At 65.3% G+C, this 26,703-nt stretch carries 24 protein-coding genes and 1 tRNA gene; 14 read left to right on the forward strand and 11 right to left on the reverse strand.

What is annotated here, in order from left to right; genetic code table 11:
- Positions 1–29: 29 nt before the first annotated feature.
- The 4 genes from A9D14_RS11590 to A9D14_RS11605 all read left to right on the forward strand — a co-directional run bounded on the left by A9D14_RS11590 (position 30) and on the right by A9D14_RS11605 (position 4,675).
- Complete coding sequence (locus A9D14_RS11590) at positions 30–1,085, forward strand: NAD-dependent epimerase/dehydratase family protein (RefSeq protein ID WP_066846610.1); 1,056 nt, start codon at positions 30–32, stop codon at positions 1,083–1,085.
- The gene (locus A9D14_RS11595; protein ID WP_232468529.1) at positions 1,085–2,362 is read left to right on the forward strand and encodes a class I SAM-dependent methyltransferase; all 1,278 of its coding nucleotides are present in this window, start codon (positions 1,085–1,087) and stop codon (positions 2,360–2,362) included. The genes A9D14_RS11590 and A9D14_RS11595 overlap by 1 nt, the downstream gene beginning before the upstream one ends.
- A 197-nt stretch (positions 2,363–2,559) precedes the next feature.
- On the forward strand, positions 2,560–3,684 hold the full coding sequence (locus A9D14_RS11600; protein ID WP_066849020.1) for a glycosyltransferase family 4 protein: 1,125 nt from the start codon (positions 2,560–2,562) through the stop codon (positions 3,682–3,684).
- A gap of 10 nt (positions 3,685–3,694) precedes the next feature.
- On the forward strand, positions 3,695–4,675 hold the full coding sequence (locus A9D14_RS11605) for an endonuclease/exonuclease/phosphatase family protein (RefSeq protein ID WP_066846613.1): 981 nt from the start codon (positions 3,695–3,697) through the stop codon (positions 4,673–4,675).
- Between the two features lie 19 nt (positions 4,676–4,694).
- On the opposite strand, the gene A9D14_RS11610 is transcribed toward A9D14_RS11605, so the two are convergent.
- Positions 4,695–6,185 (reverse strand): lipopolysaccharide biosynthesis protein, encoded by a 1,491-nt coding sequence (locus A9D14_RS11610; protein WP_083987884.1) that lies wholly within the window; start codon positions 6,183–6,185, stop codon positions 4,695–4,697.
- Between the two features lie 472 nt (positions 6,186–6,657).
- Here A9D14_RS11610 and A9D14_RS11615 point away from each other — a divergent pair, with 472 nt between their 5' ends.
- Positions 6,658–6,981 (forward strand): hypothetical protein, encoded by a 324-nt coding sequence (locus tag A9D14_RS11615; protein ID WP_087910509.1) that lies wholly within the window; start codon positions 6,658–6,660, stop codon positions 6,979–6,981.
- Positions 6,982–7,034: 53 nt separating this feature from the next.
- Here the strand turns inward: A9D14_RS11615 and A9D14_RS11620 are convergent, their stop codons facing one another.
- The 4 genes from A9D14_RS11620 to A9D14_RS11635 form a co-directional block, all read right to left on the reverse strand.
- Positions 7,035–8,507 (reverse strand): O-antigen ligase family protein, encoded by a 1,473-nt coding sequence (locus A9D14_RS11620; RefSeq protein ID WP_066846623.1) that lies wholly within the window; start codon positions 8,505–8,507, stop codon positions 7,035–7,037.
- 106 nt (positions 8,508–8,613) lie between these two features.
- Positions 8,614–9,660 carry a glycosyltransferase gene (locus A9D14_RS11625; protein ID WP_083988055.1) on the reverse strand — a complete coding sequence of 349 codons (1,047 nt, stop codon included), beginning with the start codon at positions 9,658–9,660 and terminating at the stop codon, positions 8,614–8,616.
- A gap of 101 nt (positions 9,661–9,761) precedes the next feature.
- On the reverse strand, positions 9,762–11,897 hold the full coding sequence (locus A9D14_RS11630; protein ID WP_066849026.1) for a GumC family protein: 2,136 nt from the start codon (positions 11,895–11,897) through the stop codon (positions 9,762–9,764).
- Between the two features lie 103 nt (positions 11,898–12,000).
- The gene (locus tag A9D14_RS11635) at positions 12,001–13,323 is read right to left on the reverse strand and encodes an outer membrane beta-barrel protein (protein WP_157668214.1); all 1,323 of its coding nucleotides are present in this window, start codon (positions 13,321–13,323) and stop codon (positions 12,001–12,003) included.
- An 895-nt stretch (positions 13,324–14,218) separates the two neighbouring features.
- On the opposite strand from A9D14_RS11635, the gene A9D14_RS11645 reads away from it, so the two are divergent.
- A complete protein-coding gene (locus tag A9D14_RS11645) occupies positions 14,219–14,764 on the forward strand; it encodes a polysaccharide biosynthesis/export family protein (RefSeq protein WP_232468531.1) in 546 nt (181 codons plus the stop codon).
- Between the two features lie 185 nt (positions 14,765–14,949).
- A complete protein-coding gene (locus A9D14_RS20080; protein WP_066846629.1) occupies positions 14,950–15,627 on the forward strand; it encodes a response regulator transcription factor in 678 nt (225 codons plus the stop codon).
- 88 nt (positions 15,628–15,715) lie between these two features.
- Here the strand turns inward: A9D14_RS20080 and A9D14_RS11655 are convergent, their stop codons facing one another.
- Positions 15,716–17,002 (reverse strand): cell wall hydrolase, encoded by a 1,287-nt coding sequence (locus A9D14_RS11655; RefSeq protein ID WP_066846632.1) that lies wholly within the window; start codon positions 17,000–17,002, stop codon positions 15,716–15,718.
- A 161-nt stretch (positions 17,003–17,163) separates the two neighbouring features.
- Here A9D14_RS11655 and A9D14_RS11660 point away from each other — a divergent pair, with 161 nt between their 5' ends.
- The 5 genes from A9D14_RS11660 to dapE all read left to right on the forward strand — a co-directional run bounded on the left by A9D14_RS11660 (position 17,164) and on the right by dapE (position 20,944).
- Positions 17,164–17,628, forward strand: coding sequence for an MJ0042-type zinc finger domain-containing protein (locus A9D14_RS11660; protein WP_066846635.1), 465 nt, complete (start codon positions 17,164–17,166; stop codon positions 17,626–17,628).
- Between the two features lie 103 nt (positions 17,629–17,731).
- Complete coding sequence (locus tag A9D14_RS11665) at positions 17,732–18,346, forward strand: DUF4136 domain-containing protein (protein WP_066849033.1); 615 nt, start codon at positions 17,732–17,734, stop codon at positions 18,344–18,346.
- A gap of 26 nt (positions 18,347–18,372) precedes the next feature.
- A complete protein-coding gene (locus tag A9D14_RS11670) occupies positions 18,373–19,506 on the forward strand; it encodes a M14 family metallopeptidase (RefSeq protein WP_087910510.1) in 1,134 nt (377 codons plus the stop codon).
- Between the two features lie 45 nt (positions 19,507–19,551).
- Complete coding sequence (locus A9D14_RS19525) at positions 19,552–19,692, forward strand: hypothetical protein (protein WP_157668215.1); 141 nt, start codon at positions 19,552–19,554, stop codon at positions 19,690–19,692.
- An 85-nt stretch (positions 19,693–19,777) separates the two neighbouring features.
- On the forward strand, positions 19,778–20,944 hold the full coding sequence (gene dapE / locus A9D14_RS11675) for a succinyl-diaminopimelate desuccinylase (RefSeq protein WP_066846641.1): 1,167 nt from the start codon (positions 19,778–19,780) through the stop codon (positions 20,942–20,944).
- Here the strand turns inward: dapE and A9D14_RS11680 are convergent.
- Positions 20,914–21,273 carry a YigZ family protein gene (locus A9D14_RS11680; RefSeq protein WP_066846643.1) on the reverse strand — a complete coding sequence of 120 codons (360 nt, stop codon included), beginning with the start codon at positions 21,271–21,273 and terminating at the stop codon, positions 20,914–20,916. The two genes, dapE and A9D14_RS11680, sit on opposite strands and share 31 nt — an antisense overlap.
- Positions 21,274–21,393: 120 nt before the next feature.
- Between A9D14_RS11680 and A9D14_RS11685 the strand changes: the two genes are divergently transcribed.
- Positions 21,394–22,632, forward strand: a complete 1,239-nt coding sequence (locus A9D14_RS11685; protein ID WP_066846646.1) for a dicarboxylate/amino acid:cation symporter — start codon at positions 21,394–21,396, stop codon at positions 22,630–22,632.
- Between the two features lie 212 nt (positions 22,633–22,844).
- Positions 22,845–22,979 (forward strand): hypothetical protein, encoded by a 135-nt coding sequence (locus A9D14_RS20305; RefSeq protein ID WP_269769210.1) that lies wholly within the window; start codon positions 22,845–22,847, stop codon positions 22,977–22,979.
- Positions 22,980–23,028: 49 nt separating this feature from the next.
- Here the strand turns inward: A9D14_RS20305 and A9D14_RS11690 are convergent, their stop codons facing one another.
- From A9D14_RS11690 to A9D14_RS11705, 4 genes are all read right to left on the reverse strand, one after another.
- On the reverse strand, positions 23,029–23,961 hold the full coding sequence (locus A9D14_RS11690; protein WP_066846649.1) for an N-acetylneuraminate synthase family protein: 933 nt from the start codon (positions 23,959–23,961) through the stop codon (positions 23,029–23,031).
- A 193-nt stretch (positions 23,962–24,154) separates the two neighbouring features.
- Positions 24,155–25,399: a DUF2279 domain-containing protein gene (locus A9D14_RS11695; protein ID WP_083987886.1), complete on the reverse strand. Its 1,245-nt coding sequence runs from the start codon at positions 25,397–25,399 to the stop codon at positions 24,155–24,157.
- 230 nt (positions 25,400–25,629) lie between these two features.
- A tRNA-Gly gene (locus A9D14_RS11700) sits at positions 25,630–25,703 on the reverse strand.
- A gap of 145 nt (positions 25,704–25,848) precedes the next feature.
- A complete protein-coding gene (locus A9D14_RS11705; protein ID WP_066846653.1) occupies positions 25,849–26,703 on the reverse strand; it encodes a cytochrome c1 in 855 nt (284 codons plus the stop codon).

Below are 26,703 nucleotides of genomic sequence, written 5' to 3' on the forward strand. Positions count from 1 at the left end.
GCGACCGGTTCGAAGGGGGATTTGGGGCCATGAAAATCCTGGTCACGGGACACGCGGGCTATATCGGCTCGGTTCTGGTGCCCATGCTGCTGGATCGTGGACACGATCTGGCCGGTCTCGATTCGGAACTGTTCGCGGCCTGCGATTTCGGGGCGCCGCCCGCCGCGATCCCTTCGCTGGGCCAGGACATTCGCGATTTCATCGCCGCGCCCGATGCTGTCGAACGGCTGGCGGGCTTCGACGCGGTGATCCATCTGGCGGGCCTTTCGAACGATGCGCTGGGCGATTATCGCCCCGACCTTGCCGATACGATCAACTGCACCGCCTCGATCGTGCTGGCGCGCATGGCGAAGCTGGCGGGGGTATCGCGCTTCCTGTTCGGATCGTCGTGCTCTGCCTATGGCGACACGCGCGGGCGGCTGGTCGGCGAAGGCGAGCAGCTGCGCCCGATCACCCCCCACGCGGTCGCGAGCATGGAGGTGGAGCACGCCCTGATGCCGCTGGCCGACCGCGGGTTCAGCCCGGTGTGCTTGCGCGGGGCGACCGCCTATGGCCCCTCGCCCCGGCTGCGGTTCGATCTTGTGGTCAACAGCCTGGTCGCCTGGGCATTCACCCGCCGCACCGTCCGGCTGAAGAGCGAAGGCAGCGCCTGGCGTCCGCTGGTGCATGTCGAGGATCTGGCCGCCGCCTTCGTCGCCGCGGTCGAGGCGCCGCCGGGCATGATCCATCGCGGTGTCTTCAACGTCGGGCGCACCGAGGAGAATTTCCGCGTGCGCGACATCGCCCGCCTTGTACGCGACATGATGCCCGGCACCTTGATCGCCCATGCCGAGGATGCGGCCCGCGATCCGCGCAGCTACCGCGTGCGCTGCGACCATGTGCGGCGGGTGCTGCCCGGCTGGCATCCACGCTGGACCTGCCGCGAGGGGATCGCGCAATTGCTGGACCTCTATGCCGCGCAGGGCCTGGCGGGGACGGAGTTCGACGGGCCGCGCTATGACCGGATGGCGCATCTGCGGCACCGGGTGGCGACAGGCACCGCCGACCGCGATTTCTATCCCGTGGAACAGAAGATCGCCGCCTGATGCGCGTCGAGGGCCGTCTTCTGAACCCGGTGTTCGACAATCGGCCCATGTCGCGCACCGAACAGGCCTGCCGCGCCTGCGGCTGCCCGCAGCTTCACCGCTTTCTGGACCTGGGCGAAACGCCTTTGGCCGACCGGCTGCTGACATCGCAATGGGACTGCCGGGCAGAGCCGCGCTTTCCGCTGATCGTCGCCCTGTGCGCCGAATGCGCGCTGGTCCAGCTGACCGAAACCGTCCGGCCCGAGGTGCTGTTCACCGACGATTATCCCTATTACTCCTCGGTGTCGCGCAGCGTGCTCGACCATGCGGCGGCCAATGTCGCGGCGCGGCGGGCCGAACGCAGGCTCGACCGGTCGAGCCTGGTGGTCGAGATCGGAAGCAACGACGGCTATCTGCTCAAGAACTATGCAGCCGCGGGCGTGACGGTGCTGGGGATCGACCCTGCCGAAGGCCCGGCCAGGGCAGCGCGCGCCGCGCGGATCGAGACCATGGCGGAATTCTTCACCGCCAATCTCGCCCACGATATCAGGCACAGGCGCGGCCAGGCGGACATCGTCCATGCGAGCAATGTACTGACCCACAGCGACGATCTGCGCGGCTTCGTCGCCGGCATCTCGGTGCTGTTGAAGCCCGATGGTGTCGCGGTGATCGAAGTGCCCTATCTGCGCGACATGGTGGAGGGGCTGCAATTCGACACGATCCACCACCAGCAGCTGTGCCATTTTACGCTGATGTCGCTCGATGCCCTGCTGCGCGGTGCGGGCCTGTTCGCCAATCGGGTTGAGCGCACCGCTATCCACGGCGGATCGCTGCGCGTCTTCGCAGAGCGGTACAGCAACCGTAACGCCAGCGTGACCGACCTGCTGGCGCAGGAGCGGGACATCGGCATCGGTTCGCCCCGCTACTTCGCCGCGCTGGCGGACGATGCCGCACGTCTGCGCGAAGAACTGGTCACCATGGTCAACGATCTGCGCGCCGGCGGCCACCGCATCGCCGCCTATGGCGCGGCGGCCAAGGGCGCGGCCCTGCTCAATGCCTGCGGGCTGGGGCGGCACCAGATCGATTTCGTCGCCGACCTCAGCACCCATAAGCAGGGGCGGCTGATGCCCGGCGTCCACGTGCCGATCCGCCCGCCCGAGGCGCTGTTCGACGAGCGGCCCGGCTATACCCTGCTGCTGGCCTGGAACTTCGCTGACGAGATCCTGGCGCAGCAGGGCGCCTATCGCGAGGCAGGCGGCCGGTTCATCATACCCTTGCCGCACCCCCGCATCGTCTGATCGAGCCGATAGGACAGGCGTGACTCTGGCCATCGGGACAGGCCCGCGACCCCCGGAAGGTAGGCGAATCATCCGTTTGCGCGCTTGTCCTTCGCGGGCTGGCCATGCAGCCTAGGGGTATTATGCACGACCTGCTCGACAATGGTGCCAGACCCCGCGCCGACGTGGCTGCGCCTGCTTCCCAGGCGGCAAGTCCTGTGCCCGCCCCTGCCGGAGCGAGGGCTGCCGGTCGCGGCCAGGCGCGGCAGTTCATCATCAACGGGCGCTTTCTGGCCAGCCAGCCGGTCGGCGTGCACCGCGTCGCGACCGAACTGGTCCGCCACGCCCATTCCCTGATAGAGGACGATCCCGCGCTGGCCCGGCGCATCGGGATGAAGCTGTGGATCCCCGCCGACGCCGAGGAGCGTGCCGCCGCTCTGGGCGTGCCCTATCGCGTGATCGGACCGCTGACGGGTAATGCGTGGGAGCAATTGACCCTTCCCGCCCGCGCGGGCCGCGACACGGTGGTCAGCCTGTGCAATGTCGGTCCGGTCCTGCGCCGCAATGCGGTCACCATGCTGCACGACGTTCAGGTGCTGCTGTCGCCCGAGAGCTATTCCGCCAATTTCCGCCGGTGGTACCGCCTGCAGCAGCCGCTGGCCGGCGAAAGGCACAGGCGGATCCTGACCGTGTCCGAATTCGCGCGCGACCAGATCGTCGAGGCGGGGGTGGCGCCTGCCGAAAAGATCACGGTCATCCACAACGGCTGCGACCATGTCCTGGCCGACGGAGCGGACGAGCGTGTGCTGGAGAAGCTGGGCCTGACGCAGGGCGACTATGCGTTGGCGCTGTCCAGCACGCAGGCGCACAAGAACATTCCCATGCTGCTGCGCGCCTTCGCCCGGCCCGAGCTGAAGGACCGCATATTGGTGCTGTTCGGATCAGCCAGCCGCGAGCAGTTCGTCGCGGCGGGCCATCACGTGCCGTCGAACGTGCGCTTCACCGGCAGGGTCAGCGACAATGAACTGCGCGCCCTGTACGAAAACGCCCAGCTTTTCGCCTTCCCCTCCACGACCGAGGGTTTCGGACTGCCCCCGCTGGAAGCGATGCGGCTGGGCACGCCCGCCATCGTCGCGCCTTGCGGCGCCCTGCCCGAGGCTTGCAGCGACGGCGCGCTTTATGTTCCCTTCGACGATCCGGCGGCCTGGACCAAGGCGATCGCGGCGATCTACGACAATCCCCAGCATCGCGGCGAGCTGGCTGCCCGCGCACTGGGCCGGGCCAAGCGGCTGACGTGGGACCGCGCTGCACGCAATCTTCTCAACACGCTGCTTTCGCTCTAACGCGCGGGCTATGCCCAGAAGAAAACACCGGTCGCGCCATTATCTTTCGTTCGCGGTGCTGCGCCTTGCCGCGCTTGTGCTGGCGCTGTCGTGGACGGCGGCCTGGGTGCCGCTGGCGGATTACGTCAATATCGCCGCGGCCTGGTGGTGGCCGGTGCTGCTGGCAGCGGTGGCGATCGCCTGCTGGCGGCTTCGCCATCGCCTGGCCTTGTGGCCGGGGATCGCGGTTTTCGTCGCCGCTCTGGCGACCGGGCTGGTCCTGTTTCATCCTTTGCTGAAGCAGGGCCCATCGATGGGCCGCTCGACCCAGCCGGTCAGCATGATCGAGTTCAACATGCTGAAGTCCAATCCTAATGCGCGCGAGGATGCCGCGTGGCTTGCCGCGCATGATGCCGATATCCTCGTCCTGCTGGAAGCGTCGCGCATGCAGAAGGAATGGGGCGCGGTGCTGCAGGCGAAATATCCGACAATGGTGTCCTGCTCCGAGCATTATTCATGCTCGACCGTGCTGTTTTCCAGGTTTCCGCTGGTCCGGCATGAGGCGCATGCCGGGGACGGCGATGCCGATAATCGCAAGGCATTGTCGGCGCTGACCGCGGTGCTGGACGTCAACGGGACCGAACTGACGGTGATCGCGGCGCATCTCGACCGCCCGTGGCCGCTCGGCGAACAGTCGCGCTGGATCGAACCGATGCGCAAGGTCGCGGCGCAGGCGACGGGGCCAGCGGTCATGGCCGGCGATTTCAACACCGCCCCGTGGACCCACGCCATGCGCACGATCAGCGGGGCGGGGGAGTTCCGGCTAGGCAGCGGCCTGGTGACGAGCTGGCCGAAGGAGAACGCCGCGCTCCTTCGCTTGCCGATCGACCAGCTCTATCTGCGCGGCAGGGTGCAGGCGACCAGCGTCGAGACCGGACCGCGCCGTAGTTCGGACCATCTGCCGCTGATGATCTACCTGGAAATCCCCGACGGGAAGGACAATCGGGACTGAACTTTCAGGACCCTGAAACTCAGGACGATGCGGCAGCGGTATTTCCGCGACTCAGGCCCGACTGAATCAGGTCGATCAGGAAATGCTCCGGGCTGTCGTCGGGCATGCCGGCCAGCTTCCACAGGGCCAGATGCACGGCGATATAGCTGATCCCCGCCGCGATCCCCGAAGCTGCCAGAAGCGTGGCCAGTTCGACCCAGTTCCCGTCCGCCATGGTGTGCGACACCAGATAGAGCACCGCCGCGAACACCGCGCTGCCGATGACCGAACGCCATGGGTTGATCAACTGCCTTGCCACCGGAATGTCGGACAGGCGCGTCACCATCTGCAGACTCATGGCCGTATGCACCAGCCCGGCCAGCACCCGGCCGAGGACGGCGCCGCTCAGCCCGTAATAGATCGCGCCGAACGTCACGGCCGGGATCGATACGACCAGGGTGACCGCCTCTCGCCAGATCATCTGGCGGATCTCGCCCGTTGCCATGGCCAGCGAATGGGCGGGCATGGAGAAGGTCGCCGCGGCATTCAGCACCGAAAGCGCCTGCATGACCGGAACCACCAGAAGCCACTCGTCGCCCAGTGCCAGCCGCACCAGCGGATCGGCCAGTACGCCGAGGGCAAGCGAGACCGGCAGGATCGCGAAGACGATCATGCCCTGTCCGCGAAGATAGCTGCGCCGGAACCGCGGAGGATCCTCGCGGATCTGGGCAAGGCCCGGGTACATCACGGCCAGCAGCGGCATGGCGATCGCCCAGCTCGCGGTGGTCGCGACGCTGCGTCCCATCGAGAAGAAGCCTAGCGCCGCCTTCCCGGCGAAGCCGCCGACGAGGAAGCGATCGCCTTCGGACGACAGCGTCGCCAGCACGCGCGAAATCGTGACCTGCCCCGCGAAGGACAGGATGAAGCGCATCTTCGACAATGTGAAACGCGGGCGATACGGGGCGATCAGATGGGTGGCGATCAGTTCGATGATCTGCGGCGTGACCGACAGGATGACCAGCGACAGATAGGATTCCGTGTACCACGCGCACGCCACCGCCAGCAGGAAGGACGTGATCCGGCAGAACATGTCGATGACCGCAAGCGGCTTGTAATTCACCTCTCGCCTGAACTTGACCATCATCGTGCTGCGCAAGCCGCGTGCGACCGGTGCGATCCCGAGCAGGCAGATCAGCAGTATCAGGCGATTATCGTCATAGATCATCGCCAGCGGAACCGCCGACGCACATAGAAGCGCTGCCACGCTCAGTCCGCGCAAGGCAGAGAGGGTGAAGGCGGTGTTCACGTCCTCGTCCCGCAGCTCCTTCTCGCGAAGCAGCGCGTCCTCGACCGGAAGCTCGGTAAAGGATTCCAGCACCATCAGGGCCGCAAGACCGATCGTGACCACGCCGAAATCGGCAGGGGACAGGAAGCGCGCCATGACGAGCGCCGCCACAATGTCGAGGCCGCGACCCAAAAACCGGCTGCCGGTCAGAAATGCCGAAGAGGCGAATACTTTACGGGCTAGCATCGGTGTAGGGCGACCTTCATGGACTCTGATGCGCGGTCATAACACGCCGCCCGGCGATTCAACGGGCTGATCTGACGCGATTTCATATTGGCACAGATACAACGGGGGTGCGAAACCTCGTCCCGCCTGCATGCGCAATCTCGCGGCCCGACCATGGGCCAATGCGCACGCTGGAGCCATTGCCCATTCGCAGCATAACCCGATTTAGCAGCGCTCCTGCGCCGGCGCTCCCTCTCGCGACAGTGCATCCGTTTGATTTGGCTTGCTGATTTTGGGGAATGGCAGCACCTGTCGATCACGGAGGACTTGTCCGCACGGACCAGGATAGCCATTCGGACCCGGCCCATCGATTTGGGGTCATGTTCGGCGCGCAGGTATAAGAGTGCTTTCCTTGTCAATCGCTTCGGGTAGATTGGGCGGCGATGTATCATCCCGAAACAAGTTCGGTCTCGACCAATGGAGGCGACGACAGATGTACGATGGTTCCTTCAAGGTGAGAGCGATGCAGGAAGGACTGAACGTGGACGATGAAGAAGGCATAACCGGCCTGCCGGACCTGCCTGAAATGCGATCGGACGCGGCGACCCCGCCGTTCGAGGCTTTCGCCCATGTGTCGAAACGCATGCTCGACGGCTATAGCCTGCTGGTCAGCAGTGGCTTTCGGCCCGACGCGATCGGCATGGCCATGCTGGGTGCGACGGTGAATTTCTATGACATGCTGGGCATGCGCGAGGTGCTGCCCAATATACTGCGGTCGATGGCAGACAGCATCGACAGCGACGACTCGCTACACTGATCGGTGCCGTCAGCGGGTTGGAGAGGCGCATGCCCCGGCCCACTGACGGATGATCAATCCGCTACGCGCCAGCCCCGGCGAATGGGCGCGGGCTCTTCCATTCCGGCTTCCGCCAGAACCTCTCCCTGAACCTCCGTCGCCGCGTTGCTGGGCTGGCCGATCCGCCGGAAAGCCAGGGCCGCACCCGCCAGGATCGCGAATTCGCTGGTCGGCACCGGCGACGCCGCCGCCACCAACGCCGGGATCTGCGATACGACCGCTGCCGTCGCCGCCGCGCCGCCAAGGCGCGCGGCCATGGGTCCGGCGGCACCCCAGGACGATCCGCGCCGCGGTTCGAACACGATCACCAGATAGGCCACGAAGCTGATGACGCCGATCAGCCCGCTGGACCCGATGATCGCGGTCGCAAGGCTGGAGGAGCGGAAACTGCCCGGCCCGATGCCCAGACCCCACGACATGAAGAAGGCGTCGATCCCCTGCATCGCCCAGAACAGCCGCTGGCGACCCGATTCGCTATCCGCCTTGGCGAACAGCATGTCGTCGATCATCTGGCCAATGGCCTCGGTAAAGCTGGGCAGCACGGCCAGCAGGATTGCGGTCAGCACCGCCCCCGCCAGGCCGATGACGATCGCTTCCTTAATGCGCGAATGGCTGGCCAGATTGGGGAAGAATGACATGCGGATCGCGAAGAACAGCGCATAGCCGCCAAGGCCGACATAGGCGGAGGACGAGGTGGAAAAGAACATCACCAGCGCCAGCAGCAGCGCCGCGCGCCCCGTCGACTTGGGCTCGATCGAACGATACCAGCACTCTGCCAGGAACACGAACCACGAGAAGGCGAAGGCCGACCATGACGACGGTTCGGGGAAGATGCCGTTAATGCGGATGAAGCCTTCATACGCCTGGCTGTGCTGCGTGTAGTTCGCGTTGCGCAGCAACTCGAAGAAGCTCTCGATCGGCGTGCCCCGGCCGACCGCACCCAATATGCCGGTGAGTGCATGCACCCATGCGACCACGACGGCGGTCTTCACCAGCGCGTTGGCCCCGCCCCGATACATGCAGGCGACATAGGTCGCGACCGCGGTCAGAAGCGCGCCGATCAGATAGACCGAAGCGGTCATGTTCTGGGATGTCGGCATCAGCGGCGCGGTGTCGAACAATCCGCCCCCCGCGCCCGAGAAGCGCAGCGGCGTGACATTGATCTCGCCCGCGAACAGGCGCGGGCCCACATAGCCGATCGCCACGCCATAGACGACGAAGATGATCAGCCAGAAATTCTGCCGGAAGGCGGGACCCAGCGAATCGAGGAAACGGCTGCCGGGGATCACCATGCGTAGCCATACGAAGGCCAAGGCGAATTGCGCTGGCGGGATCGAAGAGCCGCCAATGGCGCTGAGGATGATGGCTGCGGACCCGCCCATCATCCCGGACAGCATCAGGAAGGCCAGCATGGCAGCCAGCGATCCGCGGATGAGCAGCAGCAGGCCGATCGCCGCCATGATGATGCCGATGAACGTTACCGTCATGACGGATCCGCTGCATTCCCCAGAGAGTGGACGTTCCCTGCCCGCCGCGGCGTCGAGAAGCCGCTGACGTAGCTGGCCTGCGTAGCGCAGGCGGCGTGCTTTGCCATCAGCTGAATTGCTTGGTCAGTTGCCGGATCTTCTGGTCGAAGCGCTCGGGCGCGAAGTTCTGCGCATGGCTGACGGCATCGGACGGATTGAAGTGGGGCAGCCAGCGCTCCATCTCGTCGATTCCGCGCGCCAGCGATTCGGGCGTCTGGCGGTCGAAGAAAATGCCGGTGCGTTCGTGCACTACGCTATCCAGGATGCCGCCGCGGCCAAAGCCCAGCACCGGACGGCCCGAAGCCATCGCCTCGACCGGAACGATGCCGAAATCCTCTTCCGCCGTGAACACCAGCGCACGGGTGCGCGCATAGGCCCGGCGCAGCTCATCGAAATTCAGCCGGTCGACGAACTTGATGTTCGGCTTGGCGATCTTCTTCAGCTGCTTTTCCATGCCGCCGGTACCGACCATCATCAACGGCTTTCCGCTGGCGTTGAAGGCTTCGACCGCCAGGTCGGGCCGCTTGTACGGCACCATCTGGCCGACCCACAGATAATGATCGTCGATCTCGGTCGAGGCGGTGAACAGATTGGTCTCGACCGGCGGGTGGACCACGTCGGCCTCTCGCCGCCAGTTCTTCATGATGCGCTGGCGGATGAAGTTCGAATTGGCGACGAAATTATCGACCCGCGCGCTGGACGACACGTCCCACTCACGCAGCTTGTGATACATCATCGGCATGGCCGCGCGCGCGATCGGGTTCGCGTCCTTGCGGTACTGGTGGTAGTGATCCCACAGATAGCGCATCGGCGAGTGGCAGTAGCACATGTGGTGGCTGGTGGGATCGGTGATCACGCCCTTGGCCGGCCCGCTTTCCGACGAGATGATCAGGTCGTAGCCGCTCAGGTCGAACTGCTCGAGCGCCATCGGCATCAGCGGCAGGTAATACTGGTACCACCGCTTGCTCATCGGCATCTTGTCGATGAAGCTGGTCGTGACCTTCGCCTCGTTGATGCGGTTCGACATCTTCGACGGATCATAGACATGGGTGAAGATGTCGGCCTGCGGGAACAAATGCATCAGCCGTTCCAGCACACGCTCGCCGCCGCGCATCGCCACCAGCCAGTAATGGACGATGGCGACCCGCGGTTCGGAATAGCGAGGGCGCGGCACGTCATCGTCGCCGACGCGGAGCGTTACGGGCTGAAGCGCATTCACGCGTAATACTCCCGATATTCCTTGTAGTAGAAATTCGGATCGCGCTTCGAGAACAGGCCGCGCTTGCGCAGGTCGACCTGCGTCAGCGCGATGCCCGCTCGCGACACGCGGCCGCGCGGCAACTGGCGAAGCGCCGCCTGTACCGCAGGAACGGTCGTGCTGCGCCAGCGGGCCAGCATGATCGTGGTATCGGCATATTGCGCGATCGAACGGGTCGCGGCGATCGGCAGCACCGGCGGCAGGTCGAGGATGACATATTTGAAGCCCTGGCGCAGCGCGGTCAGGAATTCCTCGAACTCGGGCCCGCTCATCAGCGATTCCGCACGCTCGTTGGTCGAGACGATGGGCAGGATGGCCAGCCCCTCGCTGCCCTGGCGGATTGCTTCAGCAAGGGTCGCCTTGCCTGACAGCACGTCGAGCAGCCCCTGCGTTTCGTCCGACAGGTTCAGCAGACGCGACACGCCGCGCTTCACATAGTCGCAATCGACCAGCAGCGTCGGGTGCCCCTGCATCGCCAGCATCTGGGCCAGACAGGTCGAGGTGACGGTCTTCCCTTCCCTCGGCAGGGTCGAGGTGATCGCGATCACCTGCGGCGGCGTATCGCATTGCTGTTCGACCGCGATCATCAGCGAGCGGAACGCCTCGGTGAAGGGAGAGCGCGGCTCTTCCAGCACGGCGCCGACACCCGTTGCGCCCTTGCTGACCGACTGCAGCAACGGGATCGAGGCGAGATAGTTCTGGCCCAGCTCCTGCTCGATCTGCTCCGGCGACGAGATGCCCTTGCTGGTCGCATCCGCGATCATCGCCGCGAAGACGCCCAGGCCCACGCCAAGCACCAGCGACAGCGCCATGTTGAGCATGGTGTTGGGCGCGCTCGGCTCGGTGGGGATCTCGGCCAGCGTGATGATCCGGGCGTTCGGCGTTTCTGTGCCTTCCGATGCCAGCAACTGCTTGTAACTGGACAGATAGGCTTCGTAGAGACCCTGCGACGCCTCGGCCTTGCGCTCAAGCTCGCTCAGCCCGACCATCGCCGAGTTCGACCGCGACAGCTTGGCCTGCGCCGCGCCCAGCGAACCGGTCAGCGAGGCAAGACGCTGGTTGGCGACATCGCGCTCGGCCTTCAGGTTTGAAATAACGCGGTTGATTTCCGCCTGGATGCGCTGGCGAACCTCTTCCAGCTCGCCCCTGGTGCGGACCAGCTCGGGATGGTTGGGGCCATAGCGCGACGACAGATTGGCCACCTGCCCCGCAAGCGTCGATTCCTGCGAACGCAGCGATCCGATCACGCCCGAACCCAGCGCGGCGCCGACATCCTCGCCGCTCGATCCGCTGCGCAGCTGCGCGGTCGCGGTATTCAGCCGAGCTTGCGCTTCCGACGCCGCAGCACGGGCGCGCGTGACTTCCTGGTTATAGCTCGAGATTTCCTGCTCGGTCAGCGAACTGCCCGAAGTCGACAGCAGGTCGTTCGCGATCCGATAGCTCTGCAGGCTGGCGGTGTCGTTCTGGGCCTGTGCGCGCAGCTCTTCTAGCCGCTCGCTGATGGTGCCCATCGCTTCGCCCGCGCGGCTTTGCGTCGCCAGCACGTTCCACAAGGTGAACTGCCGGGCGAATTCATTCGCGATCCGGGCGGCTTCCTCGGGAGTCTCGGCGCCGTACGAGATCGACAGCGCATAGCTTTCGCCCGTGCGGCCCGCCTCGACATTGTCCTGCAGCGTATCGATGATCTCGCGGCGCTCCGGGGCATCCGTGCCTTCGAGCATGTCCAGCGATTCCGCCACGCGCGATGCCATCTCGCGCGATGTGATGATCTCGACCTGCGTTTCGATGAAGGCGGCGGACAGGTCGGGCGTCGACCCGGACTGCTGGCCATCGGTGCTGACCAGCTCCTCGTTGGACGTCTCGAGGCTGGTGACCGCGGTCGCCGTATAGGTCTTGTCGGACAGCACCGAAAGCAGCGCCCCGGCCAACATGCAGGCCGCGATCACGGCCGCGATCAGCCAGAAATGGCGCTGCAGGAACGAGATCGACTTCGAGATGTCGACACGGTCGGTCTGCGCGGGAAGCTGATCCCCTACCTCGACCAGGGCCCGGCCGGGCATCCCCGGCTGCATGATCTGCTGAGAGACGTTCATGGGCATGTCCATTCCACAACTTGGCCGCTAGGGACCGAACCCCGATCCCCTCGGGAAAACAACGCCTGGGCTTCCACTTCGGCACAAAGGCGCATCGCCAGAATCAAAGTGACACCGCCAGGCCGACACGGAAGCTGGCCCCCTCGTACTCGCGCGGCATGTCGCCCGAGCCGGTCTGTGTGCGATAGCCGGCACCCGCGAGGGCGGTCAGCTGGTCGAAAACGAGGTAACGCAAGGTTAGTTCACCGCCGAAGCGCGATTCCTGTCGATCGATGCCCTGGTAGTCCCAGTTATCGTAGGTAACCTCGACCCCGGTCAGCAGTCGGCGACCCAGGCTGCGCTGGGCGACTGCCCGCAGGCGGGTCTGCAGAACGGCCGGCACCTCGATCAGCGGAGAACGCTCGAAACTGCGCGCGCCTTCCAGGCCGAACAGCCAGCGCGGCGTCGGTGTCCAGCGGCCCGACACGCGGAAGTTGAACCCGTTGAAATCGTCGACCGTCGGATCCTCGAAGCTGCGATGGGCAAAGCCGATCGCCGCCTCGGCGTCGATCAGATCGGATACTTCGGACCGAACGCCCACCAGCACGCCGAAGCCGTCGGAATCGCGTGGCGCGTCGATGGGGTCGTCGGTGTAATCGGTCTGGCTGGCGTTCAATTCGACGAAGGTGCGCAGCCGACCGGTCGCGCGATAGTCGGCCCGGACGAACCCGCCCAGCGTATCCTCGTCGCGGAAAGTGTTCGGCAGGGGTTCGCCGTTGAGCGTCGAAGGGTCGTAGCGCACCTTCGCCCAGTTGCCGCCCCCGCGCAGTTCCAGCATGCCGCCGGTCCTCTCGACCGAAGCCCGCGCCTCGAGCACGTCATAGCTGATCGGCTCGTCTGTCAGGAACTGGTCGCCGAAGGTACCTCGCGATTCGATCCGCTGCGCATAGCGAAGCGAGCCATAGGCCGCCGTGCGCTCGGCGAAGTCCAGCCGTCCGCGGGCACCCACCGCCCACTGGTCCGAATTCTCGGTCGTGGTGTCGAAATAGCGGCGGATCAGCGCGTCGGCTTCCAGCCTGATCTGGTGACGCTCGAGATCGGGCTGCACCGCCACGCTGGGCCGCGCCACGAAAACCGTGTCCTCCACCTCGAACGTATCGGTGTTGTAGATGTTGGTATCATGCTCGAGATCGAACTCGATACGCGGATAGACGACAACGCCGTTCACGCGCACGCCCTGGGTCTCAGGCCGCAGCAGCAGGCTTTCGGGCGTATCGACGCCGAGTGGCTGCGCCTGCGCGGCACCCTGCACGAACATGGCGGCGGCAAAGCCGACCGTGACGCGCGCTGCGGGGCCCGCAATCCGGTTCATGGCAGCAGGCACGTTCACGCCCGACGCGCCCAGGCGAAGGCTGCGGGAAAGGCCGCGCGAATTCTGACGGACCACCGGGCCCTTGCTCTTCTTACGAATGATAGTTGACCCCCAAAAGTCGTAACTCTTTTGTTTCTTGCCGCTCACACCGTTGCGCGGGAAATCCATGCTCAAGAACGCCCCGGTACACACGACGGGAGCATCATGATCGTTAACTGTAAACTTCGCGTTGCCAGCGCTGGAGAAAAGAGCACCGCCGTTTTTCGCGTCCCGCGCGGCCTGCATCCGCCGGCCGCTCATCGCCATTCCCCCAGCGCATCGAATGCCGACATGGGAGCCCGCCCCGCAGCGCTCCTGGCGGCCGCGGCCAGCAGCAACGGTTCACCGCAGACGCAGGGGTCGGACGGCTCCGCGGCCCGCAGGATTGCGCGCTTTTCCGCCCTTGTGGCGCATGTCCTGCGCACATCGGCAGGCAGCGAACGGGCCAGCGCATCAAGGCTGCCGGCAGCGTGGCGACCGCCCGCGCTGGCGCCTTCACCGGCGCCGATCGCACCGTGATAGCTGGCCGCTTTTGTCTGCCTCGCGCGGGTTGCAGCGGACCTTGCGGACCGGGCGCGCTTGCTGGCGGGTCTTTCGGAATCAGGGGTAAGGCAGTCGAACAATTGGGAATCCATGTGACATCAAGTTACCCTGCATGATCGCCTGCCTTGCACTGGCGGGCAAACGCCCATCGGACTTACCCCTGCCTATCCGGTGGGGCGAGCGACCGAGGCAAAGGGGTTGTCCCCTATTGGTAATGGTTGAAAACGCTTGGGAACCCTAGTGTTCGGCCATGCGGACTTCTGTATGAAGATTCGTAATGATGTGTTTCGACGGGAGAATAATGATGTCCACGCCTGCCGAGCTTCGCTGCAATGATTTCGCGGGCCGCCGCTTGCTGCGCGCCGCGCTTGTTTCCGGAGCGATGGCCATGACCGCGCTTGGCCTGTCCGGCTGCGCCAGCAACGATTATCCGACCAGCAGCGTGGCCAACGCCAATACCACCATCAGCTCGGGCTATGCGGTCGCGGCGGGCGACAATTTGAAGGTCACCGTTTTCGACGAGCCTTCGCTGACCGGCGAATTCCTGATCGACAGCGCGGGCAACCTGGCCATGCCGCTGATCGAGAAGGTGCCGGTCGCGGGAAGAAACCCGAACGAGGTTGCCGGACTGATCAGCTCGCAACTGAAGGCCGGCGGCTATGTGCTCGACCCCAAGGTCTCGGTCGAAGTTCTCGCCTATCGGCCGGTCTATGTACTCGGCGAAGTCGCCCAGCCGGGCGAATATCCTTATTCGCCGGACCTGACTTTCTTTCAGGCTATTGCCAAGGCAGGCGGCTTTACGCCGCGCGCAAACAAGACAATGGTTGTACTTCAGCGTTCCGCCTGGTCCACGCCGCGAACAATTAAGCTTACGGATGAGCCACTTATCATCGCTCCGGGCGATACGGTGATCATCGAGGAATCGTTCCTTTGAGTGTGCCAAAGCGGGACATTAAAATTCGGTAAACCTTTTCAAATTGCGTTTTGCGCGAGATTCCCATTTTGTTGCGACTGCGAACGGATGATTCGACCTCTCCTGGGGGGGATTGGGGTCGATGGGATATCATCCTGAATGCGTAGTAACGCCGCTTGTCGGCAACAAACGTGGGGGTTTTCCATATGTCCGATCTTGTTTCTCTTATCTGCCGCAACCCGCTTCAACGCGAAGGGCTTGCCCGGATCCTGTCCGCTTCCGATTTCGAAGTCCTGTCCTCGGCCGCCGATGTGCGCGACGTGGACTGGGCTCGGACCGACGGCAACGCACTGGCTGTGATCGATACCGATCTCACCACCGATGCCGTCGGCGCCGTCCAGTCGATCCTTGCCCAGAACCCCACGCTGAAGTGCGTGCTGCTGGTCGACATGCTTGACATGCGGGTGATGCTGGATGCGTTCCGCACCGGTGCCCACGCCTATCTGGTGAAGGACATGGACTACGTGCCCCTCGTCACCACGCTCAAGCTGGCGGCGCAGGGCCAGAAGATCGTGCCGCCGAACATCATCGACGCGCTCGAGGGCCAGGCACTCAGCTTCTCCGATCCCGCCGGCGCCGAAAAGGCGCTGGATTCGGCCAATCTCTCCCAGCGCGAAACCGATGTGCTGTGCTGCCTGATGGCCGGACACTCGAACAAGGTGATCGCCCGTTCGCTGGATGTCAGCGAGGCGACCGTCAAGGTTCACGTCAAGGCGATCCTGCGCAAGCTGAAGGTCGGCAATCGTACCCAGGCCGCGATCTGGGCCACGAACAAGAGCGTCGGCACCCACTCGCCGATGGGAGCGCAGCTGCTGGCCATGTAGGGCCCGGCTCGTCACGCAAACGGAAGGGCGGCGCGATTGGGGGATCGCGCCGCCTTTTCTTTTGCCGTCTTTCGGTTGCGCCCTGCGCCTATTTCGCCGCCAATCGGTCGCGGTCGCGCATCATGTGGCGCAGCGCGGCGTCGTCCTCTGGCAGGCATTGGTCGTCGGAGGGACGCTTGATCGACCGGCAGTCCCACAACGCCCGGTCGAGCCCCGAATTGCCGTCACGCGTATAAAGGAAGGCAGGCCGCCCCTCGGGCGTGCGGCCTGCGGGATAGCCGATCACCTGGCAATCCGCCCTGCCATCGCAGCGATCCAAGGCCGCCATCGCCCACCGCCCTGAAGGCTGCTTCATGTCGAGGCCGATGACGATCTGGTCCGCGTCCTGCCCGGTTGACGCCTTGCCCGCCACGACCGGCGGCATGGCGGCGATCATCTCGGCAAAGCTCTGCTCTTCCGGAGTGCCCGGTTCGCCTGCGTCGGCGGCGCTATCGTGGTTCGCCAGCCATGCCAGCTTGGCGATATGTGGCTCTTCGCGCTTGCCCTGATCACGGAACACGCGGCGGCTGCCAAAGCCGCCGGGCCAGCGATAGAAGATGTGCGGGCCTACGCGGGCGATCTTTTGAAGATTGGGGCTCCAGTAAGGGACCACATATTCGGCGTGGTAATGGGTTGCGGTGCCGACCGCCTTGTCGATCCCGCCGTCCAGCGCCTCTTCCGCCACCTTTCTCGCCGCGAGCCATTGTGCTTCGCTGGGGCGGCGGCGCAGGGCTCCGTCGCAGGTGAAGGTGAACTGGCATCCGGTCTTCCGCTCGGCTCCTTCGAACACCACCTCGCACACTGTCTTGGGATAGGCGGGGTGGCGCACGCGGTTGAGCACGACCTGCGCCACCGCCTCCTGTCCCTCGCGGTCCGCGCCCGCTTCGTAGAAGGCGGCGGCGGCAAGGCAATCGGCAGCGCGGGTGCGGTCTTCCACACCGGCGGAAAAGCGGAACGCGGCGGGCATCTCGGGCTTGCCGTCGAAGGGGCGCTCGCCATTGATCTGGGCGGCGCTTTCCTCGTCGATTTCCATGACATCGAGCGCGGAGGTCTGGGCGGCCGCAACCTCGACCGGCGGCAATCCGCCCGGCGCGGTCGCATTTTGCGGCACAAGACCTGCACCGAATCGCCCGGTTTGGAACGCGCCCAGCCCCCAGGCCGCCAGCGATACGCCCGCCACAAGCAGCGGCAGGCCCAGCGCGGCGATATGTGCCTTGCGAAAACGGGATTTCCGCCCCGCCGCAGCATCGCCTGACGCGAAGCCGGGAGCACCTTCCTCCTCGGCGGGCGGCAGGGTTGCGGGGAGTTCGGGACTCGAAGGGCGATCCACTGCCATGCGAGGGACCTTGCCCGACCCCCGTCCAACCCGAAAGGTCGAATGCGGACTACCCATGCGGAATAGGGGGCGGTAACGCTGTTGTTTAAATTCACAGCAAAACGCGCTAGGACAGCCCTGGGTCGCTTGAAAGTCGAAATAATTGAAAGCAAACGACTCTCATGCATGTGACCTGCGATCATTGCGACAGCGACTATAGCGTCCCAAGCCAGCTGCTTGGCGGCGAAGGGCGGCCCTTGCGATGCGGCGAATGCGGCTCGCGCTGGTGGCAGCAAGGCGAACAATCGACCATGCTGACCAGGTCCGGCAGGCGCACGCTGGTCGTGTCCTCCAACGGCCGCTATCGCGAGGAAGCGCATCGCTTCACCTCGTTTTTCGACGGTATCTCGAACCGCTTCGCCGCCCAGCCCGACGATGCGACCGCGCTTGCCTCGCAGCGGTTCCAGCGCCTGCGCGAAACGCGCGGCCAGCGCCGCTACCGCGAATCCACCGCCATCGTCGAGGCGGAGTTCAAGGAGATCCGCGATTTCGCCCAGATGCGCGACACCATGCGGGTGTGGCTGCCGCGGATGATCGCGATCGGCCTGTTCGCTTCCGCCATGCTGGTGCTGCTTCTGGCGGCCTGAATCCCGCGCCGAAGCATAGCGCCTTGAACTAGGGCCTCTTTATCGCCAATTTCCATTGCAGACGCCCGGCAGTTCGCATGGGCGATGCAAAGGCGAGCAGCCCATGACACAGACCCATCTTCGTCGTCCGGCGCTTGTCGCCGCCCTGCTGGCTTCGGCCATGCTGGCGGGCTGCGCCCCGTCGATGCAGCCGATCGAGGTGACGCGCTTCCACGCGCCCACGATAGCCGAGACCGGGCAATATGGCTCGATCGCGGTGCAGGCCGCGCCCGGCAACGAGGAATCGCTCGCCCTCGCCCCCTATGAGCAGGCCGTCAGCGCCGAACTGGCGCAGGTCGGTTTCAGCCCCGCCGCCGCCGGCAGCGCCGCGCGCGTTGCCGAGGTGCGCGTGTCGCGCAGCAGCTGGCAGCCGGGCCGCGACGGCAGTCCCGTCAGCGTGGGCGTCGGCGGATCGACCGGGGGCTATGGATCGGGCGTGGGCGTCGGCCTTGGCATCGATCTTTCGGGTCCGCCGGCCGAGCAGGTCAGCACGCAGCTTTCGGTCGTCATCCGCGACCGGGTGAGCGGCCAGTCGGTCTGGGAAGGCCGCGCCGAGCAGGTCGTCGATGCCGATAGCGCGCTGGCCCAACCCGCCGCATCGGCGCAGGCGCTGGCCGATGCGCTGTTCGTGGACTTTCCGGGCGAAAACGGCGAAAGCTTCAGCGTAAAGCCGAACTGACCGCCATTTCGTTTCAGGGATCATCCGTGCAGCCCATCGCCGTCCATGCCGCCTTCGACAGCGGCAATATCGAAGTCCGCCGCATTGCCGACACCTCCGCCTGGCTGGAATTGCGGCCGGATCCGGGCAATGCGTTCAAGCAATGGTTCCATTTCGCCGTCATCGGCGCCGCGGGGCGCGAGCTGACGCTGAAGATCACCGACCTCAATACATCGGCCTATCCGGCGGGCTGGCCGGGCTATAACGCCTGCGTCACCGAGGATCGCCTGCGCTGGGACCGCGCGCCCAGCAGCTTCGACGCGAACGAGGATGGCGGCACGCTGACGATCCGCTTCCAGCCCAGGGGCGATCTGGCGTGGTTCGCCTATTTCGCGCCTTATTCGCTGGAACGCCACATGGATCTGGTCGCAGGCAGCGCCGCGGCCGAGGGTTTCGGTCACCGCGTGCTGGGCTGGTCGCTCGACGGGCGGCCGATCGATTGCCTGGAATGCGGCGAAGGCGACCGGCATGTCTGGCTGTTCGCGCGCCAGCATCCGGGTGAGAGCATGGCCGAATGGTGGATGGAAGGCGCGCTGGCCAAGCTGGCCGACCGCAGCGACCCGGTGGCGCGCGCCTTGCGGCAGAAGGCGCGGTTCCACATCGTGCCCAATTGCAATCCCGACGGATCGTTCAGGGGCCATCTGCGCACCAATGCGGCGGGATCGAACCTGAACCGCGAATGGGGCACGCCCTCGGCCGAGAAATCGCCCGAGGTGCTGGCGATCCGCGATGCGATGGACGAAACCGGCGTGGATTTCGCAATGGACGTGCACGGGGACGAGGCGATTCCCCACGTCTTCCTGGCGGGGTTCGAGGGCATGGCCGGGCTGAAGCCGCACCAGAAGCCGGGCTTCGATCTGTATAGCGAATTGCTTGCCGCGCAGACGCCCGATTTCCAGACCCGGCATGGCTATCCGCTGACGCCGGCCGGCCGCGGCAATCCCGCGATGGCGACCAACCAGCTCGCCGCCCGCTTTGGCTGCGTGTCGATGACGCTGGAAATGCCGTTCAAGGACCATGACGACCTGCCCGACCCGGTGCAGGGGTGGAGCGCGGAGCGTTCGATGCAGCTGGGGCGCAGCTGCCTGGATGCGCTGCATCTATGGTTCGCGCGGCGTTAACGGGCATTTACCTTTTGGTAGGGTTTCGCGGCGCATGATCGCGCCATGGCCCAGAGAATCGCCCGCGCCGCCCTCTATCGTCCCGCCGCCGACATGGACGGGGCCATTGCCGCCGCTGCGCGCTTCGCGATCGTGACGGGCAGCGCCGCCGCGCTGATCCTGGCCGGGCCCTTCCTGCCCTTCTGATCCGCTTGGTGCCGGTCGGCACGCGGGACGCTCTTTTACCGGGCGCCCTTTTACCGTGCGGCAGGTTCGGCTAGGCGCGTTGGCGATGACCGATAGCCCCACCCCTTCGCCGCTGGAGCTTGCCAGCCGCCTGATCGCCTGTCCCAGCGTGACGCCAGCGCGCGGCGCGGTGTTCGACGCGCTTGAGGCTATGCTGAAGCCGCTGGGCTTCAACGTGCTGCGCACCATCGACGGCGATGCGCCCAGCGGCCCGGTCGAGAACCTGCTGGCGGTGCGCCCCGGCCCCGAAGGCACGCGCCATTTCGCCTTTGCCGGCCATCTCGACGTGGTGCCGGCGGGCGACGGCTGGACCAGCGATCCCTTCACGCCCGAGGTGCGGGGCGAGATGCTGCATGGCCGCGGCGCGGTCGACATGAAGAGCCAGATTGCCGCCATGGTCGCCGCCGCCGCGCGCATCCCGGCAGAGGCCGGCACGATCAGCTTCATCATCACCGGGGACGAGGAAGGCCCGGCCCGCTTCGGCACGCTGGCGCTGATGGAGCACATGGCGGCGCGCGACGTCGTGCCCGACCTGTGCCTGGTGGGCGAGCCGACCAGCGTCGCCCGGCTGGGTGACATGATGAAGATCGGCCGCCGCGGCAGCGTGAACATCTGGCTCGAGGTGCACGGTAACGAGGGGCATGTCGCCTACCCGCACCTCGCCGACAATCCGATCCCGCGCCTGGTCGCGATGCTGGCCGAGCTGGACGCTCTGGAACTGGATGACGGGACCGACTGGTTCCAGCCCTCCAACCTGGAAATCACGGATCTGGAAGTCGGCAATCCGGCGACCAATGTCATTCCCGCCGCGGCCCGGGCGCGGCTGTCGATCCGCTTCAACGATCTGCACACCGGCGCGCAGCTGTCCGCCCGCGTGACCGAGATTGCAGAGCGGCACGGCGGCACCGCCCGCCCCGTCATCAGCGGCGAACCCTTCCTGACCGAGCCGGGCGCGTTCAGCGCGCTGCTGGCCGAAGCGATCCGCGCCGAAACGGGGCTGGAGCCCGAACTGTCCACCGGCGGCGGCACGTCGGATGCGCGCTTCCTGAAGAGCATCTGCCCGGTGATCGAGTTCGGTCCCTGCAACGCGACCATGCACAAGCGCGACGAAGCCATCGCCCTGCCCGACCTCGACGCGCTGGTGCGCATCTACGAACGCGCGGCGCGGGCGGCGCTGGCGCTTCAGGAGTCCTTCGCCAGGGATTCAAGGTAGATCCGCACCGCTTCCTGCACATGGCGGAAGCGGTCGCCGCCCAGCTGCTTGCCGCCGTACCAGCGCGTGACGACGATCAGATGATCGCGCAGCCCTTCACGATCGAGCATGCGCAGGATCACCATGCCGGCCCCGCTCTCGCCGTCGTCGTTCTTGATGGGCCCGTCTTGGCAGATCAGGCCCCAGCTGTTGTGCGTGGCCCTGGCAAAGCGCTTGCCCTGCTTCAGCCGCACGAGCAGCGCCGCCGCTTCCTGCGCCGACCGGCACGGCGCGCCCGAGACCGCATATTTCGATCCCCGGTCCGAGATGATCCTGTCGATGATCCGCATCGCCCAGCGCTCTAGGCGCGCAGGCTTCTATGCGCAAACCGGCACGCCCCCTTGCGGGCCGAGCGGCATGCGGGCACAGGTTTCGGTTGAAACGGCCTAATCGAGGGATCACCCCAACCCATGCTTGCGACCTGGTTCCGAATTCCGCTGTGGCAGCGGGTCATCGCCGCGCTTATCCTGGGCGTCATCACGGGGCTGGCCTGGGGTCCGGGGGCGGAAAGCATCAAGATCATCGGCGACGTGTTCATCGCATCGATCAAGATGCTGGTGGTGCCGCTGATCTTCTTCAGCCTCGTGTCGGGCGTGGCGGCCATCGGCGACCTGCGCAAGCTGGGTGCGGTGGGCGGGCGCGCGCTGTTGCTGTTCGTGGTGACCGGGCAGATCGCGGTATGGCTGGGCCTTGCCTTGGGCACCTTCTTCAAGCCGGGCGAGGGGCTGGACCAGTCGCGCATCGAAATGGGCACCGTGCCCGAGGCCGCGACGCAGAGCTGGCGCGAGATGATCCTGTCGATCGTGCCGCAAAGCCCGGTGCAGGTGATGGCCGACGTCAACGTGCTGCCGCTGATCGTGTTCGCGCTGCTGATCGGCATCGGCATATTGATGGCGGGCGAGGAAGGGCACCCCCTGCCCCGCATCTTCGATGCCGGATCGGTGGTGATGCAGAAGGTCACGATGATCGTGATGGAGTTGACCCCGTTCGGCGTCTTCGCGCTGATGGCATGGGTCGCGGGCAACTTCGGTACCGACGCGCTGCTCTCGCTCGCCAAGCTGGTGGGGCTTAATTATCTCGGCTGCCTGCTGATCATCTTCGGCATCTATTCCGCGATGATCAAGTTCCTGGCCAAGCTGCCGGTGCGCGATTTCTTTCGCGGGATCGTCGATGCGATGGCGGTGTCCTACTCCACAGCCAGTTCCAACGCGACGCTGCCCGTCACCCTGCGCTGCGCCGAGCGTAACCTGGGCGTGTCGAACTCGGTCGCCAGCTTCGTGATCGCGCTGGGCGCGACGATCAACATGAACGGCACGGCGATGTATCTGGGCCTTGCCACGCTGTTCGGCGCGCAGATCTTTGGCGTCGATCTGTCATGGGCCGATTATTTCATGATCTCGATCACCGCCACGCTGGGCGCGGTCGGCGCAGCGGGCATCCCGGGCGCGGGGCTGATCATGATGACACTGGTGTTCTCCAGCGTTGGCGTCCCGCTTGAGACGATCGCCTTCGTCGCGGGCGTGGACCGGATCATGGACATGATGCGCACCACCACCAATGTCTCGGGCGATGCGGCGGTGGCGACCACGGTTGCAGTCATGACGGGCGAGATCGACCGCGCCGAAATGGTCAGCGCCGACGACGTCTAGACTGGCATCCAAAGCTGGAGGATCGGGATGGACGACTTGCTAATCGTAGCGTTCGTGATGGCGGCGCCCGTGCTGCTGGTCGCGGAACTGCGCCGGGTGCTGGTCAGCTATTTTCTGAACCGATCGATCCAGAAGGCGCCCGGCTGGAGCGGCCGGCACCATCGGCGGTATCGCGGGTCGGGCTGGGGGCTACGATCTTCGGCGCGGCCTTTATGGCCAGCCTGCCTTTCGCGGAAAGCGGCAACGATCCGACCGAGATGGCGATCGGCGCCGGCATGACGCTGTTCGGCATTGCCGCCCTGGTCAGCCGCTGGGTCGCTACGGGCAGGGCCGGAACGCGCGGCTGATTGGCGAAACGAAAAAGGCCCGCGCCTGTCAGGTGCGGGCCTCTTTTTATCAGCTTGCCAGGCGGACGACCTGGTCGCCGTGCTTGTCCTGCGACCATTTCAGCTTGTCGCGCTGGACCTGCTCGATCGGCAGGATCTCGTCCGACTTGTAGGTCAGCGACTGGTCGACATGGCGAATGTCGCGGCACAGGCGGCGCAGGCCATCGGGTTCGAGGCTGGCGGCGTGGTCGGTGCCCTTCCAGGTGCGGTCCAGAGTGAAATGCCGCTCGACATAGCCGAAGGTGCCCTGGCCATAGCGATGCTGGCCCGTGCGGCCCACCGCCAGCGCCGCGACATCCGCCGCGATGCCCAGATGGTGCCCCGAAAAGCCGATATACTTGACGCGGTCGCCGAAGTTTTCCTGCAGGCGGTTGATCTCGAGCAAGGCCAGATCCTCGAACGGAACGGGATAGCCCGAGGTGCAGGCATAGAGCACCAGATCCTTCGACCGGCCCATCTCGGCATAGAAACCGACCAGCTTCTCGATCTCGGCATGGTCGGTCATGCCGGTCGAGACGTGGATCTCGCCGCCGTAGTTTTCGCACAGATAGCGCTGCAGCTCGTAATGCTGGTTGGTCGCCGAGGGGATCTTGATCAGCCCGGGATTGAGCGAGGCGATCTCGCGCGCAGAGGTCAGGTCCCAGACCGAAGTCGAATATTCGATGCCGTGCCGCTCGCACTCTTCCTTCAGCTCGGCATGCTGGTCGACCGAGAATTCCAGGAATTCGCGGTGCGCGCCATAGGTTTCGCCATAGCTGTTCGCCGGGTTCGGATGCGGCGTGCTGTATTCGGCAGGGGTCAGAAGCTCGCGGTTGTTGCGCTTCTGGAACTTGGCGACATGCGCCTTGCAGACCTGCGCGGCCACCTGGATCAGTTCCCTGGCGATGGCCATGTCGCCCTTGTGGTTGCAGCCGATCTCGGCGATGACTTTGACTTCGTTCATGGTAGAGCCCTGTAGTTTCCCGGGAAAGGAGCGCCGCACCTCTTCCGGTGCATGCATGGCGACTCGCGGCCCCTTTCCGTGGTGAATGCGATAAGCCGATGGGTTTAATAGCCTAATTCGCGCAAAGGCGCAGCCATGTCTACCGCAATGTCGCGCAGCCCCCTGGACGCCCCAGGGCCGCACCGGCGAAGGGTCAATAGCTGATGTCCCCGCGCTGGTCCACGCGCAGCGAGGTATAGGGCAATTGCAGATAATCGAGCGCCAGGTCCGCGCCCTTGGAGAAGCTGGTGGTCTTCTTCCTGCCGAACAGGATCTCGCCCAGGTTCAGCCCCACGCCCAGGAAGACATGCTGCTTCGGCACGATCCCCGCCGCGCGGTCCTCGTTCAGGAAGTCGGACGCGTAATAGCCCAGCTGCAGGTCGAGGAAGCGCAGCGGCGTATTGTCCAGCGCATCGAACCCGCGGCCTTTCAGCGACAGCATGTAGCGCTGCTGCTCGTAATGCTTCTTGCCGCGATAGCTGTAGATGTCGTCGTTCGGCACGATCTCGATCTTGAACGACACTTTCTCGCGCATGCCCGGCACCGTGTTGCGCAATACCGAGAACATCGCCCCGACGGTGTTCATCGCGACATCCTCGAGCGAATAGCCGCTGTCGGGTTCTATGCCGTCCGAAATCTCGTTCAGCGCCATCAGCGTGGAGGCCATGGCCGCTGCGGTCACCGCATCGCCCTCGGACGCATGGGTGTTCTTGTGCAGCCGCATGTGCAGGATTTCGGCGATCAGATAGGTGTCGAACGCGTGCAGCATCTTGTCCGCGCCAAGATTGGTGGTGTTCTTTCCAAACCAGCCTTCGCTCTTGAAATGGAAGTCGGTCGTCTCGCGGAACAGCTTCTTGCCGCTCTGCGCCGAGAAATAGGCGGCAAGGATCAGCAATTCGGTCTTGATCGAGCCGATTTGGCTGCCGAAGCTGCGGTGGGTGGCCGAGGCGCGCGGGACGTGGTTTGCCCAGGCAGGCTCCATCGCGGCTTCGTCCAGCGTGATCGGCCTGATCGGACCGTCGAGCGCGGACTGCCCGAGCGCGGACTGCTCCGCGCCTGAAAGACGCGCCTGCAGCAGGGCTGGACGGGCATCGGGCGCCTGCACCGCCTGGATATCGAAGTCGAGCGGCGTAACCCGCAGCGCCGCGGGAAGCGTGAGCGAGGCGATCTGGTTTAGCGAAGGCCGGTTTAGCGCTGGGCGATCCAGCGCAGGCGCGCGCACATCCCCACTCTCGACCAGCGGCTGGTCCGGCAGCACCGCAGGCGCATCCAATCCCGCCAGCGCCGCCGTCTCCAGTTCCAGTTCGCCTGCTTGCGCCGTAGTGACGAACATCGGGGCCAGGAAGGCGATCGTGGCGACTGTGCGCGTCAGATGGCGGGACAGGGCATGGATAGGCACGGGCGGATCGACTCTCGAATGGCTGGGATCGGCGTATTGAGCGGGCCTGCCGTACCAGCTGCGTTGCGACCGAAGCGTGAGAAGCGAACAAGCGGACCGAAGGTCATGCGGCGCCCGGTTTCCCAAGCCAGCTAGACCGATCGGCGCGGCTTTCCAACGGCGAAACGCGCGGTTTCCACCGAACAGGCGCCGATCGGCGACCAATGTCCCATATCTGCGGGTGGGAGAGCTGGAGCGGGTAAGGGGAATCGAACCCCTCTAGCTAGCTTGGAAGGCTAGAGCATTACCACTATGCTATACCCGCCCGCTGAAGCCGTCAGGCGACGCGCTGCTTGCCATCTTGCATGGCCCGACGTCAATCGCAGATCGCACCAAATTCGTAACTGCCAGCAAAAAGGGCCGCGCGGCATGTGCCGGCGGCCCTTTGTGTCGATGCGCGCGATGCGCCCTTAGTGCTTCACGTTCCGCCACACGTTGCGATAGGCAAGGAAGCCCAGCACCGTGGCGAAGATCAGGAACAGCACCACGGGGAAGCCCGTCTGGTGACGCTTCTGCAGCGTGGGTTCTGCCGTCCACACCAGGAACGCCGCGACGTCCTGCGCCATCTGGTCGACCGTCGCTTCGGTACCGTCGGCATAGGTCACCTGCCCGGCACTCGTCAGCGGCGGTGCCATCGCGAGGTTGAGGTTCGGGAAATACGGGTTGAAGTGCAGCCCGGTCGGCGTCGTGAAGTCGGGGAATTCCTCGTTCAGCGACATTCCGTCGTGGGTGTAACCCGCCGGATCGCGATAGCCGGTCAGCAGCGAATAGACATAGTTGCCGCCGTCGTGACGCGCCTTGGTGATCAGCGAAAGATCGGGCGGAACCGCATTGTTGTTCGCGGCAGCCGCGGCGACATTGTTCGCATAGGGCAGCGGGAAGACGTCGGTCGGCAGCGCCGGACGCATCACCGGCTCGCCGGTGGCGGGATTGATCCCGGGCACCTGCCAGGTCGCTGCCTCGGCCTTCACCTCGGCCTCGGTATAGCCCAGCTCGGCCAGGTTGCGGAAGGCGACGTGGCGCAGCGAGTGGCAGGCCGAGCACACTTCCTTGTAGACCTGGTAGCCGCGCTGCACCTGCTGATAGTCGAACGTGCCGGTCCAGCCCGCGCTCTGCAGATGCGCGTCGCGCGGGTGCAGGTGGAACTCGTGCTCGGCGGTCGGGGCCGCATCGTCGGTGGCGGCGGTATAGGCGCCGACAACGAACGAATAGGCCAGTATGATCACGAAGCCGAGGCCGACGAGGATTGCAATAAGGCGTGCCAT

This window comes from Croceicoccus marinus (assembly GCF_001661675.2).
In the GTDB taxonomy this organism is placed as follows: domain Bacteria; phylum Pseudomonadota; class Alphaproteobacteria; order Sphingomonadales; family Sphingomonadaceae; genus Croceicoccus; species Croceicoccus marinus.

What these genes read in the sequence shown, in the direction of transcription:
- A9D14_RS11665 (WP_066849033.1), top strand. Translation starts at nt 17,732, where the DNA reads ATGACACAGACCCATCTTCGTCGTCCGGCGCTTGTCGCCGCCCTGCTG.
- A9D14_RS11705 (WP_066846653.1), bottom strand. Translation starts at nt 26,703, where the DNA reads ATGGCACGCCTTATTGCAATCCTCGTCGGCCTCGGCTTCGTGATCATA.
- dapE (WP_066846641.1), top strand. Translation starts at nt 19,778, where the DNA reads ATGACCGATAGCCCCACCCCTTCGCCGCTGGAGCTTGCCAGCCGCCTG.
- A9D14_RS11615 (WP_087910509.1), top strand. Translation starts at nt 6,658, where the DNA reads ATGTACGATGGTTCCTTCAAGGTGAGAGCGATGCAGGAAGGACTGAAC.
- A9D14_RS11620 (WP_066846623.1), bottom strand. Translation starts at nt 8,507, where the DNA reads ATGACGGTAACGTTCATCGGCATCATCATGGCGGCGATCGGCCTGCTG.
- A9D14_RS20305 (WP_269769210.1), top strand. Translation starts at nt 22,845, where the DNA reads ATGGCCAGCCTGCCTTTCGCGGAAAGCGGCAACGATCCGACCGAGATG.
- A9D14_RS11655 (WP_066846632.1), bottom strand. Translation starts at nt 17,002, where the DNA reads ATGGCAGTGGATCGCCCTTCGAGTCCCGAACTCCCCGCAACCCTGCCG.
- A9D14_RS11645 (WP_232468531.1), top strand. Translation starts at nt 14,219, where the DNA reads ATGACCGCGCTTGGCCTGTCCGGCTGCGCCAGCAACGATTATCCGACC.
- A9D14_RS11660 (WP_066846635.1), top strand. Translation starts at nt 17,164, where the DNA reads ATGCATGTGACCTGCGATCATTGCGACAGCGACTATAGCGTCCCAAGC.
- A9D14_RS11610 (WP_083987884.1), bottom strand. Translation starts at nt 6,185, where the DNA reads ATGCTAGCCCGTAAAGTATTCGCCTCTTCGGCATTTCTGACCGGCAGC.
- A9D14_RS20080 (WP_066846629.1), top strand. Translation starts at nt 14,950, where the DNA reads ATGTCCGATCTTGTTTCTCTTATCTGCCGCAACCCGCTTCAACGCGAA.
- A9D14_RS11590 (WP_066846610.1), top strand. Translation starts at nt 30, where the DNA reads ATGAAAATCCTGGTCACGGGACACGCGGGCTATATCGGCTCGGTTCTG.
- A9D14_RS19525 (WP_157668215.1), top strand. Translation starts at nt 19,552, where the DNA reads ATGGCCCAGAGAATCGCCCGCGCCGCCCTCTATCGTCCCGCCGCCGAC.
- A9D14_RS11680 (WP_066846643.1), bottom strand. Translation starts at nt 21,273, where the DNA reads ATGCGGATCATCGACAGGATCATCTCGGACCGGGGATCGAAATATGCG.
- A9D14_RS11630 (WP_066849026.1), bottom strand. Translation starts at nt 11,897, where the DNA reads ATGAACGTCTCTCAGCAGATCATGCAGCCGGGGATGCCCGGCCGGGCC.
- A9D14_RS11690 (WP_066846649.1), bottom strand. Translation starts at nt 23,961, where the DNA reads ATGAACGAAGTCAAAGTCATCGCCGAGATCGGCTGCAACCACAAGGGC.
- A9D14_RS11625 (WP_083988055.1), bottom strand. Translation starts at nt 9,660, where the DNA reads ATGCGCGGCGGCGAGCGTGTGCTGGAACGGCTGATGCATTTGTTCCCG.
- A9D14_RS11605 (WP_066846613.1), top strand. Translation starts at nt 3,695, where the DNA reads ATGCCCAGAAGAAAACACCGGTCGCGCCATTATCTTTCGTTCGCGGTG.
- A9D14_RS11685 (WP_066846646.1), top strand. Translation starts at nt 21,394, where the DNA reads ATGCTTGCGACCTGGTTCCGAATTCCGCTGTGGCAGCGGGTCATCGCC.
- A9D14_RS11595 (WP_232468529.1), top strand. Translation starts at nt 1,085, where the DNA reads ATGCGCGTCGAGGGCCGTCTTCTGAACCCGGTGTTCGACAATCGGCCC.